This is a genomic window from Chitinophaga sp. GbtcB8, assembly GCF_019091455.1.
Taxonomy (GTDB): domain Bacteria; phylum Bacteroidota; class Bacteroidia; order Chitinophagales; family Chitinophagaceae; genus Chitinophaga.
Window position 1 is genome coordinate 86,737 of the sequence record NZ_JAGXJN010000022.1, and the last position, 26,308, is coordinate 113,044.

Here is a 26,308-nt window from a genome sequence, read left to right on the forward strand (position 1 = left end):
TTCTGTACTTTTAAAATAACCGGATAATGAACAACAAGCATCAAACGCCTGCCGGCAACCCGGCGATCAGGCATAAGTTCACCGCAGATCCTGCCGCCATTGTTTTTAATGAAAAGGTATACCTGTATACCGGTCATGATGAAGCGCCGCCCGGCCAGTACAAATATATCATGAATGAGTGGTTGTGTTTTTCTTCAACAGACATGGTTAACTGGACAGAACATCCCATTCCCTTAAAAGCCGCAGATTTCAAATGGGTAAAGGGCGGGGCCTGGGCTTCACAGGTCATTGAGCGCCACGGCAAATTCTTCTGGTATGTGGCGGTGGAACATAATACCATTCCCGGCCGCGCTATAGGCGTAGCAGTGGCAGACCGCCCGGAAGGGCCGTATAAAGATGCCCGCGGATCAGCGCTGGTAAGTAATGATATGACCACCTTTATTGATAGTGATAAAGATGATATAGACCCCACTGTGATCATTGATGATGACGGGCAGGCATACCTGTTCTGGGGCAATGGCATGTGTTATTATGCAAAGCTGAAGGAGAGCATGACGGAGCTGGATGGAGAGATAAAAAAAGTAGACCTGCCTGATTTTTCAGAAGGCGCCTGGATCCATAAACAAGGCGGCTGGTATTACCTGTTATACGGTTACCAGTTTCCGGAAAAGGTGGCCTATGCCATGAGCCGCAGCATTCATGGCCCCTGGGAGTTTAAAGGTATTGTAAATGAAATAGCAGGTAACTGCCAGACCAACTCACCGGCCCTGCTGGAATACAAAGGCCTCACTTACTTTATTTATCACAATGGCGGTTTGCCGCCGCATGGCGATAGTTACCGCCGCTCCGTATGTATCGATTACCTGTTCTATAATGCAGATGGTACGTTGAAACGGGTGCTGATGACCTCAGAGGGTGTAGTGCCGGTAAAGTAAAAGTTGTATTAATCTTGTAACAGCTCTATGATCTCCGTGCGTTTCATAGCCTCCGCTAATGACAACGCGGTATGCTCCATAGCCACTGCATGCCGGTTAGCCCTGTTTTCCAGCAACAGCCTTACCATATGCACATGGCCCATTTCGGCCGCACGGTGTAAGGCGGTAAATCCGCGTGCATCTGCCGCATTCACATCAGCCCCGGCTAGCACCAGCAAGTTAAAATGCCTGGCAGCATTGGATTGTACGGCATTCATAACAGGCGTAGCGCCTTCGGCAGATCGTACATTAGGATCAGCCCCCAGCGCCAGCAGCTTTTCCATAGGCTCCGTAGTTTCACAGGCCAGGCTCCAGTGCAGGGGGGCCAAACCATCCCTGGCCAGGCTGTTTACAGGAAAACCTTCCAGTACATATTTTTCAATATCCGCCATATTACTCCGGGCCACAGCAATATGTAACAGGGAGTGGGAGCGTAAAGGTTTGCTTACAACCGGTACAAAATTCTCATTAAAGGTGCCTATCTGAGCCAGCTTACCGTAAATGGAAAAGGCCCATAACGCCGCATCCCGCGGATAATCTTTTAAAACAGCCGGCAGCGGTGCAGGCACTACTTCGCCAATGGCATAATTCATCAGCAAAAAGCGCACAATGGCCCTGGTAAAAGCAGGAGCTTCATCTTCCAGGAACTTGCCGGTAATGCTTTTAACAGTTAGCTGGTTGTGCTGCTGTACAGTGGTAGCGGTTACCAGCACCTGCCTTAACCAGCTGCGTACAAATACCAGCGTGTTATCCATAAAATAAATGGCCCACTTATGCTCCATGGTTTGCGGAATAAATAATACCCCGGGCGCCAGCTTACCATCTGTAGCTACAGTAATACCGCCTTCAATAGTAGTGGTTTCCGCAGGTGAAATACCGGCAAATGAACTCCCATCTTCCTGGTTATACGAAACCGCATTCATGGCCATTTGCGGGTCGGAAGAGGTAGCGGTCATACGAAGCGTAACCGCGCGCAGGTCAAGCAGTGGAATGCGCCAGGTATTGTTTGCCGCCGGAATAAGTGGAATGGTTTGATCCTGAGGATCAGATGCCGCAGGACTGGTTTTTCGGAACAGGTTACTGAGGAACGACATAATGCTCACAATATAATAGATTTTTATAATGAATGTTATTGCTGCTGCACGCTCATCATACTTAATACTGGCATAACATAAAACGTATTTTCTTTGTTATTTCGTTAATGAATTGAAAATAAACGGGGTTGGCAATCATCTAACAGTTATGCCGGAAAAAAAGGGCTTCAAAAAACAGATCATTATATTATGCATGGCGCTGGGCAGCTGCCTGCCGGCGTTGTTCAGCACGGGTTATCCCACTCATACCAATATAGGGGTAACACCGGCTGTTGCCTGGTTTAAAGCAGGTGCGCAGGATTTTGCCGCCACCACTGCACAGCTGCAAACCGCCCTGCAGGCCATAGATGAAAAGCATCCGCAAACCATTTTGCAGGCACGCCAGGCATTAACCCAATGCCGCCTGCAATATAAACGCATAGAGTTTTTTCTGGAATACTTTTTCCGCAGCGCTGCTATGATCTATAACGGCCCGCCCAAGTACGAAATAGAAGAGCCCTATATGGAATACATGACGCCTATAGGCTTACAGGTAATAGAAAGCCTGCTGTTTGAAAAAGACGCCCCCGCACATCAAAAAGAATTACTACAGCAGGCAGCTGCTATCAATTCCTCCGCACAGGATATGGCTGCTTTGTTATATGGTTTCACCGCCACTGATAACCAGCTGCTGGAAAGCGTGCGCCTGCAGCTGATCCGCGTGTATACCCTTGGCATTACCGGTTATGATGCACCGCTGTTAAAAACCGGCATCACGGAATCATATACTGCCATGCAGGGTCTTCAGCATATTCTTACCCCTTTTTTACAAACGCATGCGCCGCATGCAGATAGTGTTAAATATTATTTGACCGGCTGCCTGCAGCTGTTGCAGGCTAATCAAAACTTTGATACGTTTAACCGTTTGCAGTTCTTAACAGTATATGCCTTACCGTTACAGCATAACCTGGGCTTGCTGATCAAAGAGCTAAACCTGCAGCAGAACACTACAGGTGGAGTGCTTAATTATGACGCCGCACATTTGTTCAGTAAAGATGCCATCAATAGAAATGCATTTCCTGCAGACAGCAGCACACTAAATACCAGCTTAATTACCCTGGGCAAAACACTGTTCACAGAAAGGGCGCTTTCCGGCAACAACAAAATAAGCTGCGCTACCTGTCACCGCCCGGGGCTGCATTTTACAGATGCATTGCCCGCCAGCGTGGCATTTGACGGCCATTCACATATAAGCAGGAACGCCCCCTCTTTATTATACGCAGCTTACCAGTACGCGCAGTTCTGGGACGGGCGGGCTAAAAGCTTGGAGGAGCAGGTAAGCGCAGTAGTAGCTAATCCGCAGGAAATGAATGGCAATGCAGTTAATACCCTGCAGCAGCTGCAAACAAGCAAAATATACCGGCAGCTCTTTAAGCAGGCATTCAATGACAGTGTTATCACTACACCTGGAATAGCCACCGCCATAGCGGCTTACGTGCGCACCCTAAGCCCGTTTAACGCGCCTTTTGACCAATACATGGCTGGTGATACCGCTGCCATGAACAGCGCGCAGCAACGCGGGTTCAACTTATTTATGGGCAAAGGCCAATGCGGCAGCTGCCACTTTGCACCCCTGTTTAACGGGCTGGTGCCACCGCTGTACAACTTTACAGAGCTGGAAGTATTAGGCACTACCCGCACAGATGATCTTAACAAACCGGAAGCAGATACTGACCAGGGGCGCTTTAATATTTTTCCCATTGAATATTACCAGCAGGCATTTAAAACGCCTACTGTGCGCAATGTATCGGCCACCGGGCCATACATGCACAACGGCGCTTTCAGCACCCTGCAAGGCGTAGTGGAGTTTTACAACAAAGGCGGCGGCCGGGGATTAGGCTTACAGGTGCCGCAGCAAACACTGGCTGCCGCACCTTTACAGTTAAGCGGCACAGAGGTGAATGATATTGTGAGCTTCCTGCATGCGCTGGAAGATCCCATAACCAATTAAACCATCAACATTAGCATATAACCAATGAAGCAAACACTTTTTTTACTCGCCTGCATGTGTATTATTATGGCAGGTTCTGCACCCGCAAATGCACAAGAGCAGCGCAACCCAACCGTAGTGCCGGTATTATTAAGAGGCCCTTATTTACAGGTAGCTACCAGCAACAGTATTATTATACGCTGGCGCACTACCACCATGACACGCAGCGTGGTAAATTACGGTACAGCCGCCAATCAGCTGGAAAGTACAGCGCAGGAACCTGCGCTTACCTTTGAGCACCAGGTGAAATTAACAGGGCTTACTCCCCGCACCAGGTATTATTATGCCATTGGCGGCGGCCATGGCGCAATGATACAGGGTGATAGCAATAATCATTTTGTAACCCTGCCCGTACCCGGCACAGAAGGTGCTTACCGTATAGGCGTGTTTGGCGATTGCGGCAACAACTCCACCCGCCAGCGCGATGTACGCGACCAGGTAGAAAAATACATAGCCAATAAACCCATGGATGCCTGGATACTGCTGGGCGATAATGCCTACACTTACGGCCAGGACCCGGAGTTCCAGGAAAAATTCTTTAACATTTATAAAGATGACCTGCTGAAGAAATATGCCGTGTTCCCCTCACCGGGCAACCATGATTACAACGATCTGTACCAGTTTAAAGCCACCGCGCAAACCACGCACGATATTGCGTATTACCACAACTTTTCCATGCCCACAGAAGGCGAAGCAGGCGGCGTACCTTCCCACACCCAGGCATTCTATTCATTTGATATTGGCAACATCCATTTCCTGTCACTGGACTCTTATGGCAAAGAAGATAACGCCACCCGCCTGTACGATACTACCGGCGCACAGGTACAGTGGATCAAGAAAGACCTGGAAGCATTTAAGAACACCAAACGCGGTTGGGTAATTGCTTACTGGCACCACCCGCCCTACACCATGGGATCCCACAACTCAGACCGGGAAGGGGAGCTGGTGCAGATCCGCCAGAACTTCATCCGCATACTGGAACGTTATGGGGTAGACCTGATCCTTTGCGGGCATAGCCATTTGTATGAGCGCTCCCGCTTAATGAAAGGCCACTATGGTATGGAAGCTACCTTTGATTCCAGCAAGCATGTGCTGGACCATTCCACCGCTTTATACGATGGTTCTGAAGATGCCTGTCCTTACATTAAAGATGGCAACAATACCGGCACCGTGTACGTGGTAACAGGTTCCGCAGGCGCCTCCGGCAATAAGCAAATGACCTACCCGCATAATGCCATGTATTATTCCAACTATGAAATAGGCGGCGCCTCTATGTTAGAGGTAGACAGTAACCGTTTGGAATTAAAATGGATCTGTGCCGATGGGCAGATCAGGGATCATTTTGTGATGATGAAAGATGTAAACAAGCACCAGGTTATTCATGCAAAAAAAGGAGAGAAGCTAACGCTCACTGCTTCCTTTATAGGCGAGTATAAATGGAAAGGGCAGAAAAAAGCTACCAGCCGCAGCTTACAGGTAACGCCCAAAGCCGGTAAAACGGTGTATGAGGTAGAGGATGTTTATAATTGCGTGAAAGATGTATTTGAGGTAAATGTAAAGTAAAATACGTGAGCCACATCTCCAAGGTGTGGCTCACATATTATAACGTATACCGCCGAAAGAAATCCCAGATCACATCATTTGCATTGATCACCGTAGAAGGCGTATCTGCTTTAGCCCTTACCTTTTGTGAGCCTGGCCAGGCATGGCCGCCGTCTTTTGTAAGGTACAGCTGCATCATTATGTTATTGGTGCAGGAGGTCCATTAATCGATCAGCTCACGGATGAATTTTACATCATCCACATTTTGCTCCATGGCTGCATCGCAGCAGGTACCTGCATTCCAGGTGCGCAGGCCCAGGGGGCCGTTACTTTGTATGCCATTCGGGTACAGGGCAATAAAACCCGCCGCATTAGCTTTATCAGTAAAATGGTAATCCTTTTCAAACTGCGCAGCGCTGCCGCCGCCACCGTGCAGGCCCAGTACCAGCGCAAAGGAGGCGCTGTCGTTATCGTAATAATGGGGCGGCAGGTTTAGCAAATAGGTACGGGTACGTTCATCCACATTCATACTGCCATTAAACCGGTACTGTTGCCCGTTGCTGCCGTTCTTCTGGCAATAGCTGAAGGTAACCAGTAACAGCAGCACTGAAAGATTTGTCAGAAAACGTTTCATGGTTCATTGATTATTGAGCACAAAGAAAGTTATTCCATCAAAAAACTGCCAGAGCAAAAGGGGGGAAGCTGTAATTTTCCGGGGCCAATTGTTCGACAGCGCACACGCTTGTATCAAAACCGGACATTTTGCTACACATTTTGCTATCTAACACATTGAATCTGAAATACCTGAAAAGGCGGCACCCCTCTTGGGGCAGTAAGCAGTTATCCATCCCCTTATAATACCGTTTATGTTCAAAAATTACTTCAAAACTGCCTGGCGCAGCTTAATGAATAATAAGTTCTACAGCGCGCTGAATATTACTGGCCTTACCGTAGGCCTGGCCGTGGGATTACTAATATTGTTATGGGTAAATGATGAGCGTAGCTTTGACCGGTTTAATACTGATGCCGCTAACATTTACCGGGTAAATACGGCGCTGGGCACAGGATTAAGCAAGGGCGTGTATGATGTAACACAGGCTACCATTGCCTTTCATGCATTAAAGGAGGTGCCCGGCGTAAAAAACGCTGTACGCATTATGGGGAATGGGGACTATGCCTTTTTCAGCTATGGCAACAAAGTAATTAGCGGTAACCAGGGACTGTTCGTGGACTCATCGTTTTTTAAGGTGTTTGATTATAAGCTGTTAAAAGGCAGCCGGGAACAACCTTTCTCCGGCCCACAATCCGTGATCATTACCCAAACTGCCGCACAACGTTTCTTTGGAACAGCAGATCCTATGGGGAAAATACTGGTCGCTAATAATAAAGAGAGTTTTACTGTAAGCGGTATCATGGCAGATTTTCCTGAAAATTCTTCTTTAAAGGCGGATATGCTGTTCCCCACCAGCCTGTGTCAAAAACGCTACCAGGTACAGGGAAGCTACTGGTCCTCGCTGGATGAAGACTGGGGTAATTACGCATGGGGCACCTATTTGCAGCTGCAACCCGGGGTATCCATAACAGCAGTGGCAGATCAGCTTACAAAGATCAATGTTAAACATCAACCCGGCTTTAAACCCATTGAGATAGGTGAATACCGCTTGCAGGCCCTTACAGATATACATCTTCATGCACCGGATGGCAGTGCGGAGGGTAAGCAGCTGGTGAACATTTTTACCATTGTGGCTATGCTTATCCTGGGCATAGCGGTTATTAACTACATTAACCTTTCCACCGCGCGCGCTATGCTGCGGGCTAAGGAAGTAAGCCTGCGCAAGATCATTGGCGCGGGCCGGCAGCAGCTGATCACACAGTTTGTAATAGAAACCTTTTTGTTCTTTGTGATCACCCTTTGCCTGGCCTTTGTATTAATGACGGCCCTGATGCCTTTGTACAACAATATTGCAGGTAAGCAAATGCACCTCAATGTATTGGATGCGGGTTTATGGAAGGTGATCGGGCTTACCGTGCTGGCTACTATGCTGGCATCCGGCATTTACCCGGCGCTGCTGTTATCATCCTTTAAACCCTTAAATGCATTAAAAGGCAAGCTGTCCTGGGGTATTGGCAACATAGCTTTCCGCAAGGTGCTGGTGGTATGCCAGTTCGTATGTTCTATCGGGTTAATTATTGGCACGGTGATCATTCACCGGCAGCTGAGCTTTATAAGGGAAAAAAAGTTAGGCTATGATAAGTCATACGTGTTTTCCTTTAACATGCGTAACATGCTGGGCCACCTGGATGCAGTAGCCGCTACCTTATGCAGCCAGCCTGCCATACAGGGCGTTACAGCAGCCAGCGGTAATATTGTGAGTGTGCCTAATGCTACCGTAGATATAAAGTGGGAAGGCAAGGATCCTAACCTGAGCTTCTTCGTGCATCCATTGGGTATAGATAAGGATTTCCTGGACTTCTTTAAGCTACAGCTGGCAAGCGGCGCCAATTTTACCGGCAGCAAGGCAGATTCCGCACATTTTATTTTGAATGAAACCGCGGTAAAAGAGGCGGGCATTAAAGACCCGCTGGGCAAAAGCCTTACGTTTTACGGGAACACCGGCACTATTATAGGAGTGGTAAAGGATTTTCATTTTGCATCCCTGAAAGAAAAGATCCAGCCCTTTATTTTTTATTACCGGCCGGTAAGTAACCAGCTGTTTGTAAGAACCACTGCCGGACAGTCAGCCGCCGCCATTAAAGCGGTGGAGAAATTATGGCCGCAGTATAATACTGATTTTCCGCTGGAATACAGGTTCATGGATGAAACCTTTGATAACCTCTACCGGTCCGACCGGCAAACCGGCGCATTGTTTGACTATTTTACCATCATTGCTATTTTAATTTCCTGTTTGGGATTGTTTGGCCTGGCTACCTATGCGGCACATGTAAAGGTGAAGGAGATAGGCATCCGCAAGGTATTAGGCGCCAGTGTGCTGAACATTGCTGCTATGTTATCCAGGGATTTTTTAACCCTTATTATCATTGCTATTATTATTGCGATGCCGGTGGCCTGGTGGGCCATGGATCAGTGGCTGGTAAATTTTGCCTACCGCGTAACCATCCGCTGGTGGGTGTTTGTTACAGCCGGAGTGGGGGCATTGTTAATAGCCCTGGGCACGGTAAGCTTCCAGGCTATAAAAGCAGCGCTGGCTAATCCGGTAAAGAGCTTGCGGGCAGAGTGAACAATGTAAAATTTCAAACCGGCGAAGGAGGTTCATAGAGACCATTTAAAAGACTTTATGAACGAGATAAATGTAAAAGTGAATGCAACGGTATGAAAGACTGCATTCACTTTTACATTTAGCATTTAATATTTTACATTTCTTTATTTCTCCATGTTCTGTATCACAGATAAAATATTCCCTGCAGGGTCTTTGAACCAGGCTATCTTGTGAGTGCCATTATCCCGTATACCTTTGTCATTTGTTTCAATGTCGCCGGTATAGTGCTCAAATTCCACACCTTTATCATGCAGCTCATCTACCGCTTTCTCCACGTTATCTACCTGGAAATTTAATACGGTAAAAGTAGCCGGTGTATGATTGGGCTTAGGGTAAAGCATTACATTGCCACTGCCGTTCATGTCCAGTGTTAATACCCCTTCCGGCTGTTGAATAGAAGTTTTGATGCCCAGCGTTTTTTCGTAGAACGTTTGCGCTTCCTGTACGTTATTTACAGAAAAGCTGCTAAAGGAATTTTTTTGACCAACCATAACAAATGTATTTATTGGTGAATAATAGTGTGCTTATATTACCTCACAAATTTACTGCCATTACCCCAGCCCCGGGGGCGGCAATTGCGTCAATAACAGGGGTTATTTTACCACCGGCCGTCAGGCTGCTGCCAATCTCTGCATTTGGCTGGTAGCCGCAAATTGCGGCCACCCTCAAACGCTAAATACTCTCGGGCCTCCAATCTCAACCATAAGAATATTTTCAAAACAACGCAACCTTTCCCGCCACTCCCGCGTAAACATAAAGCTATCGCCGCATCTTCTTCTTTTCCGTAGTAGCAGTAAACACCATATCAAAGAACCATGGCATTCCACATTCCCCCATTTCTTCACCATCTAAACAATTGATTGTTATGAAAAGCAATTGCACGTACCTCTTTCGCCTGCTGCAACGCAGTACAGCAGCCCCTTTCGTGTTAGCCCTGCTAAGTGCTGTATGCTTATTGCAGAGCTGTAAAAAACATGATGACGACAAGCCCCTGAAGGCCGTAGATGTGCAGCTGATCGCAGACAACCTGGTAGCTCCCTTAGGCGTAGTAACAGCGCCGGATTACAGCAAACGCCTGTTTATTATTGACCAGGTAGGTAAAGTATGGATCGTGGATGCAAGCGGTAATAAGCTGGCTACGCCCTTCATTGACCTGAGCAGTAAGCTCGTGCCTTTACAAGCCGGTTATGATGAACGCGGCCTGCTGGGACTGGCGTTTCACCCGGACTATAAGCACAACGGGCGTTTTTATGTGTATTATAACCTGAAGCCCCGCAGTGGCGGCCCGGTTAGCGGCATGCCCTGGGATAACCTGAGCCGTATTGCAGAATTTAAAGTATCGGCTGCTAACCCTAATATGGCGGACATGAGCTCTGAAAAAGTGCTGCTGGACCTGGATGATCCGCAGCTGAACCACAACGGCGGCACCCTGGAATTTGGCCCGGATGGTTACCTGTACATTGCTATTGGCGATGGCGGCGCAGCAGATGATGTGGCCCCCGGCCATGTGAACGACTGGTATGCTACTAATGCAGGCGGTAACGGGCAGGATGTGGAGGCTAACCTGTTTGGCAACATACTGCGTATTGATGTGAATAGCGGCAGTCCTTACGGTATACCTGCCGATAACCCCTTTGTAGGCAAACCCGGCAGGGATGAAATTTATGCCTATGGTTTCCGCAACCCATACCGTTTTTCTTTTGATATGGGCGGCTCCCACTGGTTATATGCAGGCGATGCCGGCCAGTCGTTATACGAAGAAATTGATGTAGTGAAAAAAGGCGGCAACTACGGCTGGAATGTTAAAGAAGGTACCCACTGTTTTGATGCCGCTAATGATAAGGTAGAGTTGCCCGGCTGCCCCGTGCAAGACACTTTCAACAACCCGCTGGTAGACCCGGTAATTGAAATGAACAATGCCTCCAACCCCAAAGGCGGTAAGGCCACCACTATTATTGGCGGTAATGTGTACCGCGGGCATGCCATTCCCGGCCTGCAGGGCAAATACATTTTCGGCATCTTCTCACAACCGGGTAATACGCCTAATGCGGAGCTGTATACCTCTAAACCCGGTGGTACCGGTTTATGGTCTTTTGAAGAGCTTACCTTAAAAGACCGGCCTAATGATATTGGTTATTACCTGAAAGGTTTTGGACAGGATTGGGATGGGGAAATGTACATCACCGTATCCACCATGGCCGGCCCTTCCGGCAATACCGGTAAGGTGTATAAGCTGGTGCCGGAAAAAGATAACAGCGGTCACGGGAATTATTAACTAACGTAAAAAAGAATGTAAAATCATAAATGTAAAATGCTAAATGTAAAAGGGAATGCAGCTGGTAAGTAAACGCCCTGTCTGCTGTATTTCTCTTTTACATTTTACATTTATGATTTTACATTCTACATTCCAAACTTATTGCACCACTAATTTTTGCGTGGTGTCTGTTTTAGAATTGCGGATCCTTACCAGGTACACGCCGCTTTTCAGGGCTTTGGTATCCAGCAGGTGATTTTTGCCGCTGCTTACAGTTTCAAAAGCTATTTCCCCATTCAGCTTAATAACGGAAATAAAAGTTTTTTCCGTAGCTGCATTGGTGAACTCAAGCTTCACAATATTGCCGGGAGCTACCGGGTTGGGGTACATTAAAAATTCAGCAGGGTTGATCATCTTTTTAATGTCCGCTACTTCGCAGGTAGTTGGGTAGGCATGGTTGCAGTACTTAGACCAGTCTATACCTTCTGCGCTGCTGCTTTCCGTGGTAGCGGTACGCGTAGTAGCCAGCGTAGCTGAATTATACCATTTGGTGTTAACATTAGCCGTGCCGGTAACGCCGGTCACTAAACGCAAACGGTAATTGTACTTAGCCTTGCGGGTGCTTTCCCCGTTATAGATATAATCTGTATTGGTAATAACGGCAATGACTACACCGTTTGCCGGCGGAGAAGTAAGCTTCAGGCTGCAGCTGCCGCTGGATACATACTGGCTGTACACCGGTGTGCCGGTAGTGGTGCGGTATACCAGCTGGCAGGTCATGTTAGCGCCAATAGGTTCAAAATTCACCGTTACCATATTACCGGTTACCAGTAAGGGTATCTGGTTACCGCCAGACCATCCCGGCAGGGTAAGCGTATCCGGTGTAAGCAGCCCGGCGTTGTTAGTGGTTTTTACATAGGGTGTAGCTATCCACGGTGCAGGATTTAACCAGGAAGGCTGCCACTCCGCGCCAATGGATTGGCCCATGTGCGCATTCAGCAATGACAGCACAGCATTTTTCCAGGGACCAAAATCCACCAGCGCCTGTTTGGCCCGGTACTCTGTAATTAAGCGCCGCATTTGTGCTGCGCCAATGCCGGATGCAATACCTGCCAGCACACGGGTAGGCGAATTTCTCCATATCCAGGGTACGGAGCCGTTGCCCAGCACATTGCCCAAAAAGGTAGGGAATGAGCTGCTGTATTGGTGTCCGCCCAAATAGGTTTTCCAGGTGCAGATCTGCTGCCCGCCGTTAAACATATTCACGCCTTCGGCAGAGGGCCCTCCGAAAGAGCCATCCTGCAGCCAGCCGGAGTAACATTCAATAGGCATAAAAGGCGCAATAAAATCCGTACCGTTCAGGAAACCCATGGAGCTGTAGTTGTTGTTACGCTGCGCATCGGCAGTTTGCTGCAGCCATACATTACCGCCTTCATGAAACCAGGCAGATTGTTTTACGCCCGGCAGGTCGGCCAGCACGGCATGTATACCTTCATGCACCATGGCGCTGCGCTGGGATTCCCTGTCTGAATAGGGGCAGGCAGGGTCAAAGGAATACACAGGGTAGTAAGAGGCCAGCACCATGGGCCAGCTTTTACCATTATAGTTAATAGCGCTTTGCCAGCCACCCAGGTCGGTGTTGGAAGCATTATCTGTACAAAGCCCGGAACCATACAGGTACACTGCGCTGCGGTAACCGCTTTTTGCGCGCAGGTCCGGAGGCCATCCCATCTGGTCGCGGAAGTAGGCAAATTCACTGTTTAACCGCGCCAGCATAGGCGTTATAGCAGCTGTGGTAACCAGTGAGTTCTTATTAGGGCCCCAGCGGAATGTCCACCATTGGGACGATTGTGTGCCCACCACCTGCGGGCAGTCATTTAATACCTGCGTAGGCGTGGGCAGGGTGGGAAACTCATCCCTGAAATTGTAGCTGATATTGGGGGAGTAGGCCGGCCATGTGTATGGATCTCCTACTGCCTGTGCCTGCAGTAAAATGTTGTTGAAGAGTAAACATAGTATCAGTACAGAAAATTTTAGTTTGTTCATAAAGATAGCGTGACTTGTTAGTTAACAATAGGGTTGATCTATCTACTTTGGGTAGATGGTAATTTTGAGAAAGAAAATACTTAAAGAAGGGTTAGGGCTACATGCATATAGGTTTTTCCGGTAGTATCTTCCAGGCATGAAATTAGGTTAATAGGGAAGACCCCGGTACCTGTTTATTAACCACCTTTAACAGGATTTTATCAGGAAGGCTGGCACTTTAATTGCGCCGTATCCTGTTTTATATTTGCAGCATTTTCAATCAACGTTTTATGCCAGGAGAAACTAGCTTAACGGTATTGCTAAGTTCTATGTCGCCGGTATTACATGAAGGCGAATATGTTTTTTGTACGGTAGATGCGGGCCACGAACCGGATCTGAAGGAAGTGCTTTGTTTTTTCCGGGAAGCAGAAGGGCTCACCCTCATTATGCGTAAAAGCCTGGCTGATGCAAAGGGCCTGGTGTACACCTTTGTGGCCTCCTGGATCACGTTAACGGTGCATTCCTCCCTGGCCGCTGTTGGGTTAACAGCCGCTGTTGCAAAAGCCCTGGCAGAGCAGCACATCAGCTGCAATGTAGTAGCTGCCTTTTACCATGATCATCTTTTTGTGCCGGTACAGGATGCGGAAAAAGCTATGTTAGCTTTGCAGGCCTTAAGCGCCACGGCATAATGTTATTTGAATGGCCTAACTTTAAAGCATGAAAGGAAAGGAAACCATCACGGAGTTTTTTGAACAGTACGGGCAGGTATATGAGCAGCAGCAGTTCATGGTATACCGCCTGCAGGATTTTGGCTGCGACAGTACTTACCTGCCGCCAAACCGCCGTGATTTTTACAAAATATCCCTGATGATAAAAGGGGAGGGGATCTTATCCTATGCAGACAGGTCTATTCATGTAAAGGATGCCAGCCTTTCTTTCACGAACCCGCTGATCCCTTATTCCTGGGAACCTTTAAGCACAGAACAGGAAGGTTATTTTTGCCTGTTTAAGGAAGATTTTGTGGACGCTGGTTTAAAGAACGGCGGCCTGGCGCAGTCGGCTTTATTCAAGGCAGGCGGCCATCACATCTTTTTCCCCGAAGCAGCTAAAATGCAGTTCCTGGGCGGCATTTTTGAGAATATATTCCGCGAGGCGCAATCTGCTTACGCCAATAAATATGAGCTGTTAAAAAGTTACCTGCAGATCGTAATGCATGAAGCGCTGAAAATGCAGCCGGCAGCAACATTCTTTCAGCCCGGCAATGCGGCACAGCGCATCAGCGAATTGTTCCTGGAGCTGCTGGAACGGCAGTTCCCCATTGATTCCCCGCAGCAGGTCATCCGCCTCAAAAACGCGAATGAATTTGCCGCGCAGCTTTCCGTACATACCAACCACCTGAACCGCGCGTTAAAGGATATTACCGGCAAAACCACCACAGAATGGATTGCCGAAAAAATAACCCGGGAAGCCAAAGCCCTGCTGCTGCACAGTGGCTGGGATGTAGCGCAGATAGGGTATTGCCTGGGTTTTGAACACGCCTCCAACTTCAACAGCTTTTTTAAAAAGCATAGCGGGCAAACGCCGAACCAGTTCCGCAAGACCATTGTTTCCATTTCATAATTACCTGTTTGAAACGCATAATTTCTGCGTTCACAGGCGCCCTACCTTTGGATCATCAAAAACAAGATGATCATGTCACAAGCGGATTTAGCAAACAAAGTAGCGCTCATTACCGGTGGTACTACCGGCATAGGATTAGCCACCGCCGCATTATTCCTGCAGCGTGGGGCCAAAGTGGTAATAGCCGGGCGCCGCGTTGCAGAAGGGCAAAAAGCATTACAGCAATTACAAACCATCAGTGAACACGTACATTTTATTGCCGCAGATGTAGCTGACAGCACAGCGGTACAGCAGCTGGTAAGGGAAACCGTAAGATTGTTCGGGCAGCTGGATATAGCTTTTAACAACGCAGGTATAGAAGGCCGTTTTGCGCCTATTGAGGAAGCTTCTGAAGAGGAGTTTGATAACGTGATGCGTATTAACCTCAAGGGCGTATGGCTAAGCTGTAAATATGAAATAGCGCAGTTTAAGAAACAGGGTACCGGTGGCGCAATTGTAAATACCTCTTCCTGGCTGGCAAGGGGGGCTGCTTTTGGCAGCGCAGTATACTCTGCCAGCAAAGCTGCGCTGGATGGTATGGTGCGGGCGCTGGCCATTGAAGGCGCCCCGGCAGGCATCCGCCTTAATAACATTCAGCCTGGTTATATACGCACGCCTATGTTTGACCGTTTTTTCCCGGGTGAAGATGCGGAAGCAGCCATGGAGCCCTTTAAAAAACATGCGCCCATTGGCCGCTTTGCAGAACCGGAGGAAGTAGCTGAATTAGTATTGTGGTTAAGCAGCCCCGCCGCTTCATTTGTTACCGGAGAAAGTATGCTGGTAGATGGCGGTATTGCCATTGGCGGCCAGCGGATGTAATGGAATGTAAAATGTAAAATAATAAATGCTAAATATAAAAGTGGAATGCAGTGATCCGGATCACTGCATTCCACTTTTATATTTTACATTTTACATTTATTATTTTACATTTTTTATTTCCCCGTTTGTGCCACCGGGCTGCCAAATACGGTCTTTAACAGGTCGGTAACCCGCGCTGCAGGATCTTTCCGGATCTTCTGCTCTTCCAGGGATACTTCGTGGAAAATGCCGTCAATAGCGCGTTGCGTTACATAGGCAGAAAGATCGGTATTCACCGGCTCTTTGGAAAAACGGTTGTATACGGTGAACACATCACCCCAGTATTTGGTAGCATCCACCTTTTTCAGTGAGCTGGTAATAACCGGCTGAAAAGCGCTGGTTAAAGCAGCCGTGGTTTTTTGCTTAAAGTAATTGGTAGCCGCAAAATCGCCGCCGCGTAAAATGCCAATAGCATCGGTAATGCTCATTTGTTTAATGGCATTTACAAAAATAGGCGTAGCAGATTTGGCTGCTTCTTCTGCACCCCGGTTCATGGAAAGGATGGCTTTATCCACCACGCTGCCCAATCCTACATTCCGTAAAGTAGATTCTACCTTCTGCGCCTGCGGCGGCATCAGTATTTTCAGGGCCGCATTAGCAAAAAATCCGTTCACGGCAGAAAGGCGGCTGGCGCTGTTCTGTGTGCCAATGGTCAGTGCTTCTTTTAACCCCGCTGCAATTTGTGTGGTATTTACCCCTCCGGTAGATGCAGGCAGGTTATTCAGCACCTGCTGGGCGGTTTCACAGCCGGTGGAAAAAGTTAAGAGTGCGCAATAGATAAGCAGGCTTTTTTTCATAGTTAGTTTATATGATATGGCAGCAAATATATAAACCCGGATAGCTATATCAAAATGATTCATCCTGGGGGGCTGGCAAAAGCATTTCCGCAGCCTGCCCGGCAGGTTCCGGCCCCCTGCCGGGCCTTTGTGTTTTTTAGGAGGCGGCCATACTTAACACGGTAGTAATCTTTAATTAAGTTATTAATAACCCATAGATAAGCCATCTCTTATAAGGGATAGCTTATAGATGGCTCAGATATGGCTTACATATAGCTTATATATGGCTTATCCCTTCTCTGCAACCGAATGCAATATGGGATTTCCAACTTTTCACAGTACAATTATGATAGAATATTATTTTTGTCAACGGGGATCGTCTATTGAACAAACAGCCCCGGCTTATAAGGGCAATTAATATTCATTACTAAAAGGGTCTTACGTTTATTTCAGTCATATGCAGGAAAAACTGATCAGTGATGGGGAATTGTTACAAGCCATAAAGGCTGACGATACCGCTGCATTTGAGATTTTGTATGACCGGTATTGGAAAGCTCTTTACCAGAAAGCCTGCCAGCGTGTGAACCAGGATGAGGCCAAGGATATAGTACAGGAAGTAATGATCACCCTGTGGAAGCGCCGCAAGCAGGTAGTGGCAAAGGGCGGCGAAATAGGGGCTTATCTCTTTACCGCCATCAGGTACCGCGTTATCAGCCATTATGCCTTTAGCGAAGCAGAAATTAAACAAGCCGCTTTTTTTGATATACTGGATGAGGTGCACACCGACGGGCTGGAAACCAAGGAGCTGAAACGGCTGATTGATGCTGCCGTAAGCCAGCTGCCCACCCGCATGCAGCAAATTTTCCGGATGAGCCGGGAGGATGATTACTCCATAGCAGAAATAGCCCGGCAGCTGAATTTATCTGAGCAAACTGTAAAAAACCAGCTGACAGAAGCGCTGAAAAGGCTGCGTGTTGCCCTGCAGTCCCATGTACCCGGGGGCTGGGCCCTGCTGCTGCTGTACCTGTTCTGTTATTACAACAAATAAGCGCCGTTGCTATTTGGGTGCAATTCTCCGTTGTTCCTCAATCAATTACATCCGTTTATCCCATTCTGTGAGTAGCCCGGAAGGTTAAATACCTGCCCGGTCAATGCTATTTTTTTCCCTCGCCAAAAAAAAGTTTTAAAAAAGTTGAATTTGGTCTGGTACCAAACAGCCGGTTTTGATATAAGCAATTTAAAACGCACCCTTTTGGAAGCAGGAAAGATTAAACAATTGTTGCAACGTTATTTACTGGGCCGGGTTACTACCTCTGAAACCACCGCCGTAGATGAATGGTATGCAGCCTTTGACCAGGAAACCCTGCCGGAGCTCTCCGCCCCGGAAGAACAACAGCTGCGCATGGAGATCTGGCAAAAGGTGCAGCCGCAAATTGTGGTTACTAAAACGTTTTATCAGCAAACCTGGGTAAAAGTGGCCGCCATGCTTGTAGTACTGCTGGGTGCAGCGCTGGCCTATTATCTCTTACAACACACATCGCATCCTGTTGAATATACTGAGATCCGCACCGGGAACCGGGAAAGAAGAACCCTGCAGCTGGCGGACGGTACGGAGCTTACCCTGAATGCCGGTTCCACGCTGCTGATAGCCAAAGACCTCTCCCAGGAAAGAAGGTTACAGCTGGTAGACGGTGAAGTTTTCTTTAACGTAGGCACAGATCCCCGCCGTCCCTTTATAGTAGAAAGCGGGCCGCTGGTAACCACCGTATTAGGCACCTCCTTTAACATAGCCGCTTATAAAGCCATTCACCAGCTAAGCATAGCCGTGGTAAGCGGTAAAGTAAGCGTAGCCGGTAAGGGCAGCAACATTCTGGAAAAAGGGCAGGCCCTGGTATACGACAGAACAAAAGGCAGCAGCACCCTGCAGGCGCTGGATACCACGCAGCTGCAATGGCAGCAGGGCCGCCTGGTGCTGAACGATGTAACATTTGATGAAATGACCGTGCTGATAGAAAAGAATTTTGGGATACACATTTCCACCGCTACACCACAGGTAAAACAGAGCAGGTATACCACGGAGCTGAATACAGATATGGAGCCTGCACAGGCAATAGAAGTGCTGGCCGCCATTCACGGGCTGAAGATCAAACACGTAAACAACCAGATCATTTTATACTAAAGAACTGCACGGCTGCCCGGTACCGGCAGCAGGTGCTTTGGAACGAAAACGAAAAACTGTAAATCCGTTGCATCATTAATGCACCAATCTATTAATGTAGAACTACGTATGAAAAAATTGAACACAAAGCTGCGAAAAGGCTCCCTGGCCTTTGTACTGCTGCTTACCTATGCCCTTACCATTTTACCTGCCTACGCGGGACAGGGGCAGGTGCTTACAGATACACAGGTCACAGTAACATTCAAAGGCGGTTCACTGGAAGCTGCCATCAAACAATTACAACAGCTCACTAAAGTAACTTTTGCATATGATAAACAACTGTTACTCACTTATCCTGTAGATAGTTATCATTTCTCCAAAGAGCGCCTGGACCGTGTGTTACAGGTATTGTTGAAAAATAAGTCGCTGGGTTTTAAAGAGGTGAATAATATTGTAGTCATCACAAAGGAAGCCGCGCCGCAGCTGACACAAAACACCGCAGGCCGTGCAGACATTGTGTTATCCGGCAGGGTGGTGGATGAAAAAGGGCAGCCTATGCCCGGTGTAAGCGTAGCCGTTAGGGGCGCCAGCACCATGACCTCCACAGACAACGACGGCCGTTTTAAGATCATTGTAAAATCGCCGGAAGATGTGCTGGCCTTCAGCTTCATAGGTTATGAAACCGCTGTTGTAACAGTAGGCAGCCAAACCAACATTGGCGTGCAGCTGAAAATAGCCAGCAAAGCGCTGAACGAAGTAGCGGTAGTAGGCTTTGGCACCCAGCGTAAAGTGAGCCTGGTAGGCGCGCAAAGCACCATTAAACCGGCAGAGTTCAAGCAGCCTGCCGCAGACATCTCTACCATGCTGGCCGGCCGTATAGCCGGTGTAGTAGGCGTGCAGCGTTCCGGTGAGCCGGGCAAAAGCGCCGCAGATATATGGATCCGTGGTATTGCCACATTCGGGAATGGTAACAAAGCCACCCCGCTGGTACTGGTAGATGGGGTGGAACGTTCTATCAACAATATATCACCCGAAGACATTGAATCCTTTACCATCCTGAAAGATGCTGCCGGTACAGCCGTATACGGCGTACGCGGCGCCAATGGCGTAATACTGTTAAAAACAAAAACCGGTAAAGTAGGTAAGCCGCAGATCTATTTTGACTACAACGAAGGCGTGAACACGTTTACCAAACGTCCTGAAATGTTGGATGGTATTACCTACATGAACCTGGCTAACGAAGCTAAGACCACCCGCAACCAAAGCCCGCGTTATGCACAGGAAACCATTGATAAAACAAAATCCGGCGCAGATCCTTTGCTGTACCCGGATGTGGACTGGATGGATGCTGTGTTCAATAAAATAGGACATACCCGCATCGCTAACCTGAATGCCAGCGGTGGCGTGGAAAATGCGCAGTATTACGTTTCCCTGGGTTATTTTAATGAAAGCGGTTTTCTGAAAACAGACGACCTGGCCCGTTATAATTCATCCTTAAAATATAACCGGTACAACTTTACCAGCAATTTAAACCTGCGTTTAACCAAAACCACTAAGCTGGATGTTGGCCTGCAGGGATATTTTTCCAATGGTAATTATCCCGGTATTAACACGCACGATATTTTCCAGAGTGCCATGGATGCCTCACCAGTGGCTTATCCCATCATGTACCCCGGTAACCTGGTACCCGGCCAGTCATCCAACGGCGGGTTCCGTAACCCTTATGCCGACTTAACACGCCGCGGTTACCGCAATGAGTTTAAGAACCAGCTCTATTCTAACCTGCGCGCCACGCAGGAGCTGGATTTTTTAACGCGGGGCCTGAGCGCTACCGCTATGTTCTCATTTGATACTTATAACCAGAACTATATTACCCGCTCTAAAAGAGAGGATACATACTTCCCCGACCAGGCCAATCCTTACAACCCGGACGGTTCCCTGAACCTGGTGAAAACCTTTACCGGCAATGAGTACCTGGGATTTGACCGCAATGATGGCGACCGGCAGACCACCCGTCAGTTCTATACAGAAGCCGCCATTAATTACGACCGTGCTTTTGATAAGCACCGCGTAACCGGCCTGGGATTATTTTACTCCAGCGACCGTACTAACACGCTGGCCAATGATTTCATAAACTCTATTCCTGAGAGATATTTAGGATATGCCGGTAAAGCCGCCTACTCATATGACGATCGTTATTTTGCAGAATTTAACTTTGGCTATAACGGATCAGAGCTGTTTGCACCCGGCCACCGCTTTGGCTTTTTCCCGGCAGTAGGTGTAGGCTGGTTAGTATCTAATGAGAAATTCTTTGAGCCCTTAAAGAATGCAGTCACTTTCCTGAAATTCCGCTACTCCAATGGTAGCACAGGTTTGGGAAGCACCAATGAGCGCTTCCTGTATATTACCAAGCTGAATACGGATGTAAGCGGTTACCTGTTTGGGCAAAACCCAACCGGGCCCCGTGGCGATAACCGGGACAATGGTATAAACATTAACCGGTATGCTACGGATGTAAGATGGTCTGTATCCAACAAACAGGACCTGGGTATGGAGCTGCATACTTTAAAAGACCGTTTGATCCTGATCGTAGACCTGTTTAAGGAACACCGCAAGGGCATTTTCCTGCAAAGAGCCTCCAACGTAGCTTTTATGGGATTGGAAACCCAGCAGTATGGCAACCTGGGGGTAGTGGATAATAAAGGTATTGACGCCAGCCTGGAATACAGCGCCAGGATAGGGCAGGTAGATGTATCCGTACGCGGTAACCTCACCTATAATAAAGACAAGGTGATAGAAGATGACCGCCCGCCGCAGAACTATCCCTGGATGGAGCACCGCGGCAACAACATACTGGCCCGTTATGGTTATGTAGCAGAGGGATTATTTGCCAGCGATGATGAGATCAGCAAGAGCGCCGTACCCGGCGACCGGTCAAAAGTAAAACCCGGAGATATTAAGTACAGGGATCTGAATGGCGATGGCCTTATTAATAACTATGACATAGCTAAAATAGGCCGCGGCGATGTACCGGGAATGGTATATGGTTTTGGCTTTAATGTAGCCTATAAGGGATTTAGTGTAGGCGTATTGTTCCAGGGCATATCTGATGTAGACCGTATGCTGTCCGGTTCTGCCATTATACCGTTTAACGGTGGTGGTGGTGAAACCAATGCCTATGCTATTGCAACAGACCGCTGGACAGTAGAGAATCCTAACCCGAATGCATTTTATCCGCGTTTGGCATATGGAGAGGCAGAGAATAAGAACAACACCCAGGCCAGCTCCTGGTGGATAAAGGATGTAAGCTTTATGCGCCTGAAATCCGCGCAGATCGCGTATAACCTGCCTGACCATTTATTAAAGCGCATTGGCATCCGCAACTCCTCCGTATACCTGCAGGGCATTAACCTGCTTACCTTCAGCAAATTCAAGCTGTGGGACCCTGAGCTGAATACGGATAACGGCTCCACCTACCCGAACATACGCACCATTTCACTGGGCATGAACTTAAGATTTTAAATCACGTAATGAAGAAACGGATATGAAAAAGCTATTGATATATATACTGGTGCTGGGAGCATTTACTTCCTGTAAAAAATACCTGGACCAGGTACCGGATGACCGCCTGACCATTGATGAAACTTTCCGCACCTGGAATACCGCTTCAAAATTCCTGGCTAACGTGTACGCACGTATCCCGGATGAATTTGGGCAGCGTAACCCCGGTGATAATGAGAACCGTGGCCTGTGGACCGGCGGTTGTGATGAAGCGGATTTTGTATGGGGCTTTGTACAGTCAAACGATGTGAACATAGGCAACTGGGACGCTAATTCCGGTTTTGTGCGCGACTACTGGACCAACTTTTACAAAGGCATACGCGCAGCCAGCGTATTTATTCAGAATGCAGATAAGATCACAGACCGTTCCCCGCAGCAGAAAGAGCAGTATAAGGCAGAAGCGCGGGCGCTGCGGGCCATGTACTATTTTTACCTGATGCGTATATACGGCCCCGTAGTAATACTGGGCGAAACACCCACTGCGGTAGATACCAACCTGCAGATACCGCGTAATTCCATTGACGAATGTGTAAGCTATATTTCGGCGGAATTAACAGCCGCAGCCAGCGTGCTGCCGGCCAAACCAGCTACTGCACAGGATTATGGGCGCATTACCAAAGGCATAGCCCTGGCTTTCCGCGCCAATGCAATGATGTACGCCGCCAGCCCTTTGTATAACGGTAATGCGGAACTGGCTAACCTGAAGAATAAAGATGGCAAGCAGCTCATTAGCCAAAGCTTTGATGTGAATAAATGGAAAACAGCTGCAGATGCCTACAAGGAATTTATTACACAGTTTGTACCCGGCACGTATAATTTATTTAAGAAGAACAATAGCAGCGGGGCATTTGATCCTTATCTTTCCTGCCGGGATGTGATCCTGACGGATTGGAATGAGGAAGTGATCTTTGCCCGTACCCGTGGTTCCCTGGATTCGCGCCAGTATGAGCTAACGCCTTACCATGGCGGCGCCCCCTCCGGCGAGCTAAAAGGCAGCGGCGGCTTAGGCGCTACGCAAAATATGGTGGATGCATTTTTTATGAAGAACGGCAGAAGCATTACAGATCCTTTATCACAATATGTATCGTCCGGCTATTCTGATTTTCAGGCCCCGAACACTACCCATACATCCAACATTTATAATCAATGGGTGAACAGGGAGCCGCGTTTTTATGTGAATATTACCTACGATGGCAGCACCTGGCTGAATACTGATTTTGGTGAGATCGTTACCCGCCTGTATAATACCGGTAACTCCGGCCGCAAAACCGGCGGCGGCGACTATTCACCTACCGGTTATATTGTGCGTAAAGCCATGGGCCTGGGCAGGTGGAATGTGAACGACCGCACCCTGATCCTGATACGCCTGGCTGAAATTTATTTAAGTTATGCAGAGTGTTTGAATGAGGCTACGCCTAATGACCCGGACATTCTGAAATACCTTAACCTGATCCGCGAAAGGGCTGGTATTCCGCTTTACGGTTCGTCGGAATTGCCGGCCCCCGCAGGTCAGGCCGCTATGCGCGATGCCATCCGCAAGGAGCGCCGTGTAGAGCTGGCCTTTGAGAACAACCGTTTCTTTGACGTGCGCCGCTGGAAAATAGCGGAGCAAACGGAGAACGGGCCTATGTACGGCTTAAACATTAATGCCGATATGCCGGAGTTCCTGAATGTAGTATCTTTCGAAACCCGCGTATTTAACAAACGCCATTACTTTTTCCCGCTGCCCTCCGATGATATTAATAATGATAAGGAGCTGGTGCAGAACCCGGGGTGGTAGGGGCTTTGCACTTTCAGCTAAAAAAAAACAAATGGGAAAACTCTTTTTAGTCCTCTTCGCCGGCCTGGTGTTACACACCGCCTGCAGCAAAAGTAACAGCAAGGCAGTGACACCGGTAGATTCCGTGCACCTGCCTGCCGTATCATTTACAGATAAAGACGCTACTGCGGCCTTTAATAATTTTAATACGTATTTCTATAACCCAGCGGAGCAGCTATATTACGCCACTACGGAAAAAAACTCCACCGGCGCTATCTGGACGCAGGCTGTTTACTGGGACCTGGTCATGAACGCTTACAAGCGCACCAATGATCCTGCGCAGCTGCAAATGATCAAAGACATGTACCAGGGCGGTTATAAAAAATACGACCGTTATAACTGGAACAACAAAACCGTATGGTTCATTTATGATGATATGATGTGGTGGATCATATCACTGGCACGCGCCTACGAGATCACGAAAGACAGCAGCTACCTTACTACCTCCATAGCGGGTTTTCAGCGGGTATGGAATGATTCATATGATGCTGCCAATGGCGGTATGTGGTGGGATTTTAACCACAGTGGTAAGAATGCCTGTATTAACTTCCCCACTGTAATAGGCGCTTTGCTGCTGTATAAGATCACCGGCGATAATGCTTACCTGCAAAAAGCAAAAGATGTGTACAGCTGGGCCCTTACCAATTTAACAGATCCCAATACCGGCCGCGTGGCAGATAATAACATTAAAGGTAATAAAGGCTGGTCTGACTACACCTATAACCAGGGTACCTTTATTGGCGCCGCCACCATGTTATACAAGATCACCAACGATGCAGCTTACCTGAACCAGGCTAAGCTGGGCGCCGATTATACGCAAAAATCCATGTGCGATAAGGACGGTATTTTACCGGCAGAAGGCGACTGGAATGAACAGGGTGTATTAAAAGCCATTTTGGGTCATTACTTGCTGATGCTGGTACAGGATGCCAACCAGCCGCAGTACCTGTCCTGGATCCGCAAAAATATTAATACTGCCTGGGGCAACCGGGATGCAACCCGGGGGCTTACCTACCGGAACTATAAGGTTCCCTGCCCCACAGGTACCATACAATCCTATGAAGCCAGCAGCGCGGTAATGCTTATGCAGTTATGCCCGCCGGAAAAATGAGTGTACGTGTGCCATACCTCAAAGGTGTGGCACACTTTTATTATCAGATCCTCTTCTTCAGTCCATAACGTACCATTACGGCGCCTATACCTATCACCAGTAAGGCCATGGCGGCTTTCATCAATACCTCAGAACGTTTGGGAGCCGGTACATATTCCACACCATTTACACCCGCTACCGCCGGATTATCTACATACCTGCCCGAAGCAGGTGCTGCTTCCTGATGAAAGTTGGCGGCTAAGCGTTGTAATTCATCTTGCATGGTTTTGCCTTTCATGGGCTTGCCATGTCCGCTGGCAATGATCTCCGGCTTCAGTGCTGCCAGTTTGTTGACGGAGCTTGCTGCCTCCTGCCAGTCAAATGTAAAATACCGCGGTGGCCCCGACATTTTTTTTGCCTGTGTCATAACAGCGTATAGTGATTCCTGTTGGGTGGTAACCACGGCATCACCAGCCAGCAGCACACCATCCTGCTCACGGAATAAGCTTATGTGACCGGGTGCATGGCCGGGTGTATGAATATAACGCCAGCCAGGCAAACCTGGTACAGAACCATCTTCCGGTAACATTAACAGCCGCCCGTTCATATCTATTGGCTGCCTGGGGAACAGGCAGGATGCCAGGGTCATTATTCCGCCACCAGCTGTTGGATCGGGTGGGGGATAGGCTGAACGGCCGGTTAAATAAGGTGCTTCCAGGTAATGTGCATACACCGGCACATCCCATTCTTCTGCAAGCCTTTTTAATGAACCTATATGGTCAAAATGCCCGTGGGTAAGAATAATGGCGGACGGTGCAGTCTGCGGCCAGAACAGGTGTGAGGATACCTTGCGGATCTTTTCAGCAGTGGTGGCCAGCCCTGCATCCACCAATACCCAATGATTGGCAGCGCCGCTGTGTATGAGGTATACGTTCACAAATATGTCCTTAATACCCCAAACACCGGGTGCTACTGAAAACCATTTGTTGTACAGCTTTTTTTGTACCGGCTTAAATTGCTCATTTCTCATAAAGCAGAATTTTATTGGAATGAATGCCGTTTGTTACACAGGGGTTAGATCAAAAAGCATGCATATACTGCAATAGGATAGGGGCTCCACTATCACAAAGCATTAATGAGGACATTAAGTAACAGTATGGCGATTTAATTTTCAAGGTTAATGAAGTTATC

General features: G+C 48.1%; 20 protein-coding genes. 13 read left to right on the top strand and 7 right to left on the bottom strand.

Translation table 11 applies throughout. The features are described 5' to 3' along the window. The first annotated feature begins 26 nt into the window (after nt 1-26). Nucleotides 27-935, top strand: coding sequence for a glycoside hydrolase family 43 protein (locus KVT36_RS19035; RefSeq protein ID WP_217605047.1), 909 nt, complete (start codon nt 27-29; stop codon nt 933-935). A gap of 8 nt (nt 936-943) precedes the next feature. Here KVT36_RS19035 and KVT36_RS19040 read toward each other — a convergent pair whose 3' ends face one another. After that, the gene (locus KVT36_RS19040; RefSeq protein ID WP_217605048.1) at nt 944-2,068 is read right to left on the bottom strand and encodes an ankyrin repeat domain-containing protein; all 1,125 of its coding nucleotides are present in this window, start codon (nt 2,066-2,068) and stop codon (nt 944-946) included. Nucleotides 2,069-2,216: 148 nt separating this feature from the next. Between KVT36_RS19040 and KVT36_RS19045 the strand changes: the two genes are divergently transcribed. Together KVT36_RS19045 and KVT36_RS19050 are read left to right on the top strand one after the other, a co-directional pair. Next, nucleotides 2,217-4,058, top strand: a complete 1,842-nt coding sequence (locus KVT36_RS19045; RefSeq protein WP_217605049.1) for a cytochrome c peroxidase — start codon at nt 2,217-2,219, stop codon at nt 4,056-4,058. A 24-nt stretch (nt 4,059-4,082) separates the two neighbouring features. Continuing rightward, nucleotides 4,083-5,660 (top strand): metallophosphoesterase family protein, encoded by a 1,578-nt coding sequence (locus KVT36_RS19050; RefSeq protein WP_217605050.1) that lies wholly within the window; start codon nt 4,083-4,085, stop codon nt 5,658-5,660. A 37-nt stretch (nt 5,661-5,697) separates the two neighbouring features. On the opposite strand, the gene KVT36_RS19055 is transcribed toward KVT36_RS19050, so the two are convergent. Both KVT36_RS19055 and KVT36_RS19060 read right to left on the bottom strand, forming a co-directional pair. Next, nucleotides 5,698-5,838: a hypothetical protein gene (locus KVT36_RS19055; RefSeq protein ID WP_217605051.1), complete on the bottom strand. Its 141-nt coding sequence runs from the start codon at nt 5,836-5,838 to the stop codon at nt 5,698-5,700. A 24-nt stretch (nt 5,839-5,862) separates the two neighbouring features. After that, nucleotides 5,863-6,273, bottom strand: a complete 411-nt coding sequence (locus KVT36_RS19060) for a hypothetical protein (RefSeq protein ID WP_217605052.1) — start codon at nt 6,271-6,273, stop codon at nt 5,863-5,865. A 232-nt stretch (nt 6,274-6,505) separates the two neighbouring features. Here KVT36_RS19060 and KVT36_RS19065 point away from each other — a divergent pair, with 232 nt between their 5' ends. Continuing rightward, nucleotides 6,506-8,878 carry an ABC transporter permease gene (locus tag KVT36_RS19065; RefSeq protein WP_217605053.1) on the top strand — a complete coding sequence of 791 codons (2,373 nt, stop codon included), beginning with the start codon at nt 6,506-6,508 and terminating at the stop codon, nt 8,876-8,878. A 143-nt stretch (nt 8,879-9,021) separates the two neighbouring features. Here KVT36_RS19065 and KVT36_RS19070 read toward each other — a convergent pair whose 3' ends face one another. Further along, entirely contained in the window at nt 9,022-9,408 is a 387-nt protein-coding gene (locus tag KVT36_RS19070; RefSeq protein ID WP_217605054.1) for a VOC family protein, read from the bottom strand. Nucleotides 9,409-9,782: 374 nt separating this feature from the next. On the opposite strand from KVT36_RS19070, the gene KVT36_RS19075 reads away from it, so the two are divergent. Beyond that, nucleotides 9,783-11,192, top strand: a complete 1,410-nt coding sequence (locus tag KVT36_RS19075) for a sorbosone dehydrogenase family protein (RefSeq protein WP_217605055.1) — start codon at nt 9,783-9,785, stop codon at nt 11,190-11,192. Between the two features lie 138 nt (nt 11,193-11,330). Here the strand turns inward: KVT36_RS19075 and KVT36_RS19080 are convergent, their stop codons facing one another. Then, entirely contained in the window at nt 11,331-13,217 is a 1,887-nt protein-coding gene (locus tag KVT36_RS19080; protein ID WP_217605056.1) for a T9SS type A sorting domain-containing protein, read from the bottom strand. 269 nt (nt 13,218-13,486) lie between these two features. Here KVT36_RS19080 and KVT36_RS19085 point away from each other — a divergent pair, with 269 nt between their 5' ends. The 3 genes from KVT36_RS19085 to KVT36_RS19095 all read left to right on the top strand — a co-directional run bounded on the left by KVT36_RS19085 (nt 13,487) and on the right by KVT36_RS19095 (nt 15,674). Continuing rightward, on the top strand, nt 13,487-13,885 hold the full coding sequence (locus tag KVT36_RS19085) for an ACT domain-containing protein (protein WP_217605057.1): 399 nt from the start codon (nt 13,487-13,489) through the stop codon (nt 13,883-13,885). Between the two features lie 28 nt (nt 13,886-13,913). Beyond that, complete coding sequence (locus KVT36_RS19090) at nt 13,914-14,816, top strand: AraC family transcriptional regulator (RefSeq protein WP_217605058.1); 903 nt, start codon at nt 13,914-13,916, stop codon at nt 14,814-14,816. Nucleotides 14,817-14,888: 72 nt separating this feature from the next. Further along, nucleotides 14,889-15,674, top strand: a complete 786-nt coding sequence (locus tag KVT36_RS19095; protein ID WP_217605059.1) for an SDR family NAD(P)-dependent oxidoreductase — start codon at nt 14,889-14,891, stop codon at nt 15,672-15,674. Between the two features lie 113 nt (nt 15,675-15,787). Here KVT36_RS19095 and KVT36_RS19100 read toward each other — a convergent pair whose 3' ends face one another. Further along, entirely contained in the window at nt 15,788-16,510 is a 723-nt protein-coding gene (locus KVT36_RS19100) for a DUF4197 domain-containing protein (protein ID WP_217605060.1), read from the bottom strand. 436 nt (nt 16,511-16,946) lie between these two features. Between KVT36_RS19100 and KVT36_RS19105 the strand changes: the two genes are divergently transcribed. From KVT36_RS19105 to KVT36_RS19125, 5 genes are all read left to right on the top strand, one after another. Continuing rightward, nucleotides 16,947-17,537: an RNA polymerase sigma factor gene (locus tag KVT36_RS19105; protein ID WP_217605061.1), complete on the top strand. Its 591-nt coding sequence runs from the start codon at nt 16,947-16,949 to the stop codon at nt 17,535-17,537. 204 nt (nt 17,538-17,741) lie between these two features. Next, the gene (locus KVT36_RS19110) at nt 17,742-18,668 is read left to right on the top strand and encodes a FecR family protein (protein ID WP_217605062.1); all 927 of its coding nucleotides are present in this window, start codon (nt 17,742-17,744) and stop codon (nt 18,666-18,668) included. A 108-nt stretch (nt 18,669-18,776) separates the two neighbouring features. Next, nucleotides 18,777-22,169 carry a TonB-dependent receptor gene (locus KVT36_RS19115; protein ID WP_217605063.1) on the top strand — a complete coding sequence of 1,131 codons (3,393 nt, stop codon included), beginning with the start codon at nt 18,777-18,779 and terminating at the stop codon, nt 22,167-22,169. 22 nt (nt 22,170-22,191) lie between these two features. Then, nucleotides 22,192-23,988 (top strand): RagB/SusD family nutrient uptake outer membrane protein, encoded by a 1,797-nt coding sequence (locus KVT36_RS19120; RefSeq protein WP_217605064.1) that lies wholly within the window; start codon nt 22,192-22,194, stop codon nt 23,986-23,988. A gap of 31 nt (nt 23,989-24,019) precedes the next feature. Then, nucleotides 24,020-25,138 (top strand): glycoside hydrolase family 76 protein, encoded by a 1,119-nt coding sequence (locus KVT36_RS19125; RefSeq protein ID WP_217605065.1) that lies wholly within the window; start codon nt 24,020-24,022, stop codon nt 25,136-25,138. Nucleotides 25,139-25,181: 43 nt separating this feature from the next. On the opposite strand, the gene KVT36_RS19130 is transcribed toward KVT36_RS19125, so the two are convergent. After that, nucleotides 25,182-26,147: an MBL fold metallo-hydrolase gene (locus tag KVT36_RS19130; protein WP_217605066.1), complete on the bottom strand. Its 966-nt coding sequence runs from the start codon at nt 26,145-26,147 to the stop codon at nt 25,182-25,184. Between the last annotated feature and the right edge of the window lie 161 nt (nt 26,148-26,308).